The organism is Shinella sp. (genome assembly GCF_052438155.1).
Classification (GTDB): Bacteria; Pseudomonadota; Alphaproteobacteria; order Rhizobiales; family Rhizobiaceae; genus Shinella.
Map to the genome: position 1 here is coordinate 1 of NZ_JBQVPI010000071.1, position 7,157 is coordinate 7,157.

Annotated in this window: 1 protein-coding gene and 3 pseudogenes; 2 read left to right on the top strand and 2 right to left on the bottom strand. The window is 60.9% G+C overall.

What is annotated here, in order from left to right:
- Window positions 1-70: 70 nt before the first annotated feature.
- Window positions 71-4,486, top strand: a complete 4,416-nt coding sequence (locus ACT6VE_RS34115) for an Ig-like domain repeat protein (RefSeq protein ID WP_444802584.1) — start codon at window positions 71-73, stop codon at window positions 4,484-4,486.
- Window positions 4,487-4,684: 198 nt separating this feature from the next.
- A pseudogene (locus ACT6VE_RS34120) lies at window positions 4,685-5,342 on the top strand (IS1595 family transposase).
- A 33-nt stretch (window positions 5,343-5,375) separates the two neighbouring features.
- Here ACT6VE_RS34120 and ACT6VE_RS34125 read toward each other — a convergent pair.
- Window positions 5,376-5,632: pseudogene (locus ACT6VE_RS34125) on the bottom strand (integrase core domain-containing protein); the annotation flags it as partial.
- 12 nt (window positions 5,633-5,644) lie between these two features.
- Window positions 5,645-6,831, bottom strand: a pseudogene (locus ACT6VE_RS34130) (IS3 family transposase); the annotation flags it as partial.
- Window positions 6,832-7,157: the final 326 nt, after the last annotated feature.

Sequence of the window (7,157 nt, forward strand, 5' to 3'; positions counted from 1 at the left end):
CTATCTGTCAATCTCCTCCGTTAATGCTGGCGATTACTTAAACGCTACTTCTTAATCGTCCTCTGCTAGCGTGACCGTCGGACAGGCCACCCCGACAGTCACCGTCTCGGCCTCCAACAGCAATCCTACGTTCCATTCGGCGCTGACCTTCACCGCCACGTTGGCCGGCGGCGCGTCGCCGACCGGAACCGTCACCTTCATGGACGGCGCCACCACGCTCGGCACCGGCACGATCCAAGGAACCACGGCGACCTTCGGCACCTCGGCGTTCACCCTCGGTGCCCGTTCCATCACCGCCGTTTATGCTGGCGATACCAACAATGCGACTGCCACATCGGCCGCAATCACCGTTACCGTCGGCCAGGCCACCCCGACAGTCACCGTCTCGGTCTCCAACAGCAATCCTACGCTTGAATCGTGGATAACTATCGTCGCCACGCTGGCCGGCGGCGCATCGCCGACCACCGGAACCATCACCTTCAAGGATGGCGCCACCACGCTCGTAACCGGGACGGTCCACAGCACCACGGTAATCTTTCATACCCCGACCCTGAGCCTCGGCGCGCATTCCATCACCGCCGAATATTCCGGCGACACCAACAATGCCGCTGCCACATCGGCCGCCGTTATCGTCACCGTCGGCCAGGCCACCCCAACAGTCACTGTCTCGGCTTCCAACAGCAATCCTGCGTTCGGTGCGCCGGTGACCCTCACCGCAGCGCTGGCGAGCGGCGCGTCGCCGACCGGAACCGTCACCTTCCTGGATGGCGCCACTACGCTCGGCACCGGAACGATCTCCGGAACGACCGCGACCTTCGACACGGCCGCCCTGGCTGCCGGCGCGCACGCCATCACCGCCGCTTATGGCGGTGATACCAAGAATGCCGCCGCCATCTCGACCGCCACGACGGTTACCGTAGCGGCACCGCCGATCACCGTCTCGCCCGCGAGTCTGCCCGACCCAACGGTGGGTACAGCCTACAGCCAGACCATCACCGCTGCAGGCGGCACGGGACCTTACACTTTTGCCGTAACGAGCGGGTCGCTTCCGGCGGGCTTGACCCTCAGCGCCGCAGGCGTCCTCAGCGGCACGCCGACAGTGGACGGTAATTTCCCATCGATCACGGTGACGGCGACTGACGCAAATACCAACACCGGCACAGGGGACTACATCCTGACGGTCGCCGCAGCCGCCGTCGTTCTCGTGCCTGCCGATGGCACGACGCTGACAGCCGGCCAGGTCAACGTATCCTACGGCGACACCTCGATTTCGGCTACTGGCGGCAGCGGCGCAATATCCTATTCCGCCACAAGCCTGCCTCCCGGCCTTTCGATCAATTCAGCGACCGGCGCCATCACCGGCACGCCAACCACGGCCGGGACCTTCACCTTCCCTGTATCGGCCGCAGGCGCGATAAGCGGCGCGGCATCTGCCGGATATACGATCGAGATCGCCGCCCCGCCGCAATTGTCGATTGGCGACGTCAGCCAATCGGAGGGCAATGCCGGCACCACGACTTTCGCCTTCACCGTATCGTTGGACAAGCCGGCCGCCCCTGGCGGGACGACCTTCGACATCGCCACGGCGGATGGCACGGCCAGTGCACCAAGCGATTATGTAGCCAAGTCTTTGTCCGGCCAGACTATTCCCGCTGGCGCCAGCAGCGTCACGTTCACCGTAACCGTCAAGGGTGATGCGGACGTCGAACCGAACGAAACCTTCTTCGTCAACGTTATCAACGTCACCGGCGCGACCGTCCTCGACAGCCAGAGTGTGGGTACCATTGTCAATGACGATGCAGCGGCCGTTGCACCGACGATCACCAACATCACCCCGAACACCGGCAGCACGGCTGGCGGTACCACGGTCACCATCAGCGGAACGGATTTCACCGGGGCGACCGCCGTCACCTTCGCCGGAACTGGCGGGGGCAATCTCACCATCGTCAACGACACGACGATCACGGTAACAACCCCGGCTCATGCCGCCGGAGCTGTTGCGGTTGCCGTCACCACGCCGGGCGGAACGGACACGCTCAATAGCGGCTTCACCTACGAAGTACAGGCCCCGACCGTCACCGTCTCGGCCTCCGACAACAATCCGGCACTCGGCGCGTCGGTGACCTTCACCGCCACGCTGGCCGGCGGCGCGTCGCCAACTGGAACCGTCACCTTCAAGGATGGCGCCGTCACGCTCGGCACCGGCACGATCTCCGGAACGACCGCGACCTTCGACACGGCCACCCTTGCCGTCGGCACGCATTCCATCACCGCCGAATATGGCGGCGACACAAACAATGCCGCTGCAACCTCGGCTGCCCTCACCGTCACGGTCGGACAGGTCGCCCCGACGGTCACAGTCTCGGCCTCCGACAGCAATCCGGCACTCGGCGCGTCGGTAACCTTCACCGCCACGCTGGCGGGCGGCGCATCGCCGACCGGAAGCGTCACCTTCAAGGATGGCGCCACCACGCTCGGCACCGGAACGATCTCCGGAACGACAGCGACCTTCGACACGGCGGCGCTCACCGTCGGCGCGCATTCCATCACCGCCGAATATGGCGGCGACACCAACAATGCCGCCGCCACCTCGGCCGCCGCCGCCGTCACGGTTGCGGCGCCAACGTTTACCTTCTCCCCTGCGGCTGGTGCCCTGCCGGAGGCTACGGCCAACACGCCCTATAGCCAGTCGGTGACCGCGAGCGCTTCCGGCACCGCGACCCCGATCAGCTATGCGGTGACGTCGGGTGCACTTCCTTCCGGGCTGACGCTCGATCCTGCGACCGGCGCGATCGCTGGAACCCCGACCCTGGCTGGAAGCTACAGCTTCACGATCACGGTGACTGACAGCGCTATCCCGCCCAATAGCGGTGCAGCGCGCTACACCGTGACTGTAAAGCCGGCAGTGACCTTCACCTTCTCGCCAGCGGGCGGCGCCTTGATGGAAGCCATGCCGGCCGAGGACTACAGCCAGCGGATCGTCGCAACAGGCGGCACGGGCGCGCTGACCTATAGCCTTGCCTCCGGATCGCTGCCGGCCGGCATGACGCTCAACGTCTCCACCGGTGAACTGACCGGCCCGCTCGATGAAACCGCAGAGGTGAAGACATACAGCTTCACCATCGAAGTGCGCGACGGTTCCGGCGCGACAGGAAAGGCAAGCTTTACCCTCACGGTGAAAGAACGCGTCGTCTCCGTGACTGACAAGACGATCGACATGTCAGCCGGCGGAACACCCGCCAATGTCAATCTGGAACACGGGGCAACTGGCGGTCCATTCGCCGATGCCGACTGGACTTTCGTGGAACCGGCCAATGCCGGCACGGCAAGCATCGTCAGAGGAGAATTTGCCCAGGCGAGCGGCTCCACACCTCTCGGCTGGTACCTGAAGTTTATTCCGAACCCTGGCTTCTCCGGCACGGTTCAGGTCGGTTTCAAGCTGACGAGCGCGCTTGGCACCTCCGACACGGGAATCGTAACTTACAAGCTCGGCTACGATCCAGCCAAGGTCGCCGAGGAGATTGACGGACTGGTGCATGGCTTCGTCCAGACCCGGCAGAGCATGATCGCCTCGACGATCAAGGTTCCCGGCCTTCTGGACCGCCGGCAGATGGAAAACGCTGTCGATCCGGTCACTGCCCGCATGATGCCTTCAGAAGAAGGTATGACGGCTGGCTTCTCGACCAGCCTTGCACAGCTGGAAGCCGCGCGCGATGGCGCGGAGGGCGTGGCCGGCGGATATTCCTCGCCGTTCAACATCTGGATAGACGGCACGCTGATGGCACATAATCGGGAGGAGAACGGCGGCAAGTGGGGCGGCTTCGGCATGATCAGCGTGGGAGCCGACTACCTGCTGTCGGAAAAGGCGCTGATCGGCCTGTCGTTCCACTTCGATCGGATGACCGACCCGACAGACGACGATGCCGAACTGACCGGCAACGGCTGGCTTGCCGGTCCCTATGCCTCCTTCGAGATCGGCAAGGGTGTGTTCTGGGACACGAGTCTGCTCTATGGTGGCTCGGCAAACGACATAGACACAGCCTTCTGGGACGGCAGCTTCGACACGAAACGCTGGATGATCGACACTGCGATCAAGGGCGAGTGGCAACTCGATGAGGTGACGGTCCTGACGCCGAAGCTCAGGGCAATCTATTTCAATGAGAAAGTCGAGGACTATGCGGTGCAAAACGCTACGGACGACGAACTCACCACCGACGGTTTCGACGCGGAACAGTTCCGCGTGAGCCTCGGGGCTGAGATTGCCCGGTCCTTCTCGCTGGAGAACGGGGCGACGCTGACACCGACACTTGGTGTCACCGGCGGGTATGCCGGCCTCGACGGTTCGGGCGTATATGGCTCGCTTACCGCCGGCCTGACGCTCGAGACGGCCGATTTCTGGATGCTCGAGGCAAGCCTGCTTCTCAACATCGAGGGTGATGGCCAGAAATCCGTCGGTGGAAGGGCACGGGCTTCAAAACGGTTCTGAGAAGTTGGTGTTCAAAAAGTCATGCCCTCCACCGGAGTGGCATGACTTTTCCTGATTGGCTCGCCAATACTTTCTCTGGACTGTCGACGTTCATCAGAACGTTCGCCCCAAGGGATTGAACCGCACCGGGTTTACCGGAGACCGTTTGGTTTAAGTTAGGGGCTGATATAGCTAGTAGATGAAGGCTATTTTTGTCGGATGGATAGGGCCAGGCGCAAAAGCAGGCTGCTTCCGGTCGTTCAACAGGCGTCGATCGTGCGTTTTGTTGCGGGCGTTCCGGCCCGCACGGCGGCTGATCTTGTCGGGGTGAACCGGAATACGGCGATCCTGTTTTTCCACCAGCTGCGTGAAGTGATTGTAGAGAACCTTGCCCGTCAAGCCCCCTTTCTCGAAGGCGAGATTGAGGTCGATGAGAGCTACTTCGGTGGCGCACGCAAAGGCAAGCGTGGCCGCGGCGCTGCCGGAAAAGTGCCCGTCTTCGGGCTCCTGAAGCGCGGTGGGCGGGTCCATGCGGTCATGATCCCCGATGCCAAGGCACGGGCTTTGTTGGGCAGTATTCGAGAGCGTATCCGTCCAGACAGCATCGTCTTTACCGACAGTTTGAGCTCTCACGATGCGCTGGATATCTCCGAGTTCCACCATGAACGGATCAATCACTCCGAAGCTTTCGCCCTCCGATCGTAACCATATCAACGGCATCGAAAACTTCTGGAGCCAGGACAAACGCCACCTGCGGCACTATAACGGTATCCCCAAAGTCCACTTCCATCCCTTCCTCAAAGAGTGCGAATGGCGCTTCAACCACAGGCCAGCAAGCAATCTCTTGAAGATGCTCAACGAATGGGTCAAAATTTGAGAATTCAAACCTTAGCTATGTCAGCCCCTTAAGTCATGCAGCCAATGCTGGTGCGTCCAGCATGGCAAAATATTGTTCTCGGCCTCGTTGGGTGGACTGTTTCCGATGGGCTCCAGAAGGCGGCGGTTGTTGAACCAGTCGACCCATTCGAGGGTGACGAACTCCACGGCTTCGAAGTTACGCCATGGTCCGTGTGGATGAATGACCTCAGCCTCGTAAAGGCCGTTGATCGTTTCGGCGAGAGCGTTGTCGTAACTGTCTCCAACGCTGCCGACAGATGGTGACCTGCCCCTGAACTTTCCTCCGGCAGCGATTAGAGTCTCGGCGGTTTTTAATACGCCAAATGGCGCGGTGTGAGCAACCGGCGGAAACGCGAAGCTTCCACATCGCGTAGCGTTGGAGCCGGTTGCGGCGATGATCCCGGCATAGTCGGCCGGGGTCTGGTATCCGAGTGATGAGTGCGGCCGGAAATTGTTGTCGTCGCCGCCCCATTCCGCAATGGCGCTGCGGGCATGATCGAGACCAAAGAACAGACTTTCATTGAGCAGCTCGTCGCGCATGCGGCCGTTGAAGCTCTCTACATAGCCGTTTTGCATTGGTCTTCCCGGCGCAATGTAGTGCCACTCGATCTTGCGATCCTTCGACCAGGCAAGGATGGCGTTCGAGGTTAGTTCGGTCCCGTTGTCGGAGACAATCATGCCCGGCTTGCCCCTTCGCTCGACAAGCGCCGTCAGTTCTCGCGCGACACGGCGACCCGGGATCGATGTGCCTGGGATCGCCGCCAGGCATTCGCGCGTGACGTCGTCGACCACATTGAGGACGCGGAAGCGTCTGCCGCAGGCAAATTGATCGTGGACGAAATCCAGCGACCAGCGGGCATTTGCCTTTGCTTTGATGAGGATCGCAGCACGCGTGCCAACAGCACGACGCCTGGCTTTCCGCTTGCGCACGGATAAACCTTCTTCGCGATAGAGCCGGTAGATGCGATTGACACCGGACGGCTCTCCATCTCGCCGAAGCAAGATGAACAATCGACGATAGCCAAACCGGCGGCGCTTATTGGCCAAATTGCGCAGCTTCGTCCGCAACTCGACCTCCGGCGGTCGAGAGGATCGATAGCGGATCGTCTTTCGGTCTGCGGAGATGATCTGGCAGGCCCGTCGTTCCGAAAGGCCCATAATAGCCTTCAGGTGCGCGACAGCGTCACGCTTGACAGGGCCCCCCACCATTTTTTTGCTCGAAGCTCACGGAGTGCGGCTGTATCCAGCATCTGTTCGGCGAGCAGCTTCTTCAGCTTGGCGTTCTCGTCCTCAAGCGCCTTCAGACGCTTGGCCTCAGACACCTCCATGCCGCCGTATTTGGCCTTCCAGTTATAAAAGGTCGCCTCGGAAATCCCGTGCTTGCGGCAAAGATCAGCCGCTTTCGCTCCGGCCTCCTGCTCCTTCAACACCGCAATGATCTGCTCTTCCGTAAATCGCTGCTTCTTCATAAGTCCATCCTCAATGGGCAGGACTCTAATCCATTCTGGACGAAATCTTTAGTGGCAGGTCAGCCGGGGTAAACCGACATTCGTCACGGTTTCGTCATGTTTTTTACCGTCCGGACAAGATTTTGGTCTGAGTTTTGGTCCTTTGTTGGATGTTTCGGGGAAGTGTGTCGGGCTGTCGAATAAGAAAGCTGTTTGATTTCAGTTTGTTGCGTGTTTTTTGATTTTTCTTGATCCCCGCTGTTGACGTTATGGGATTGGTGGGCTTATAACCCGCTCATCGAACGAGAGCGGCGGCGCTTCTGGCGGCCAACGAACTCGCTCTAGGG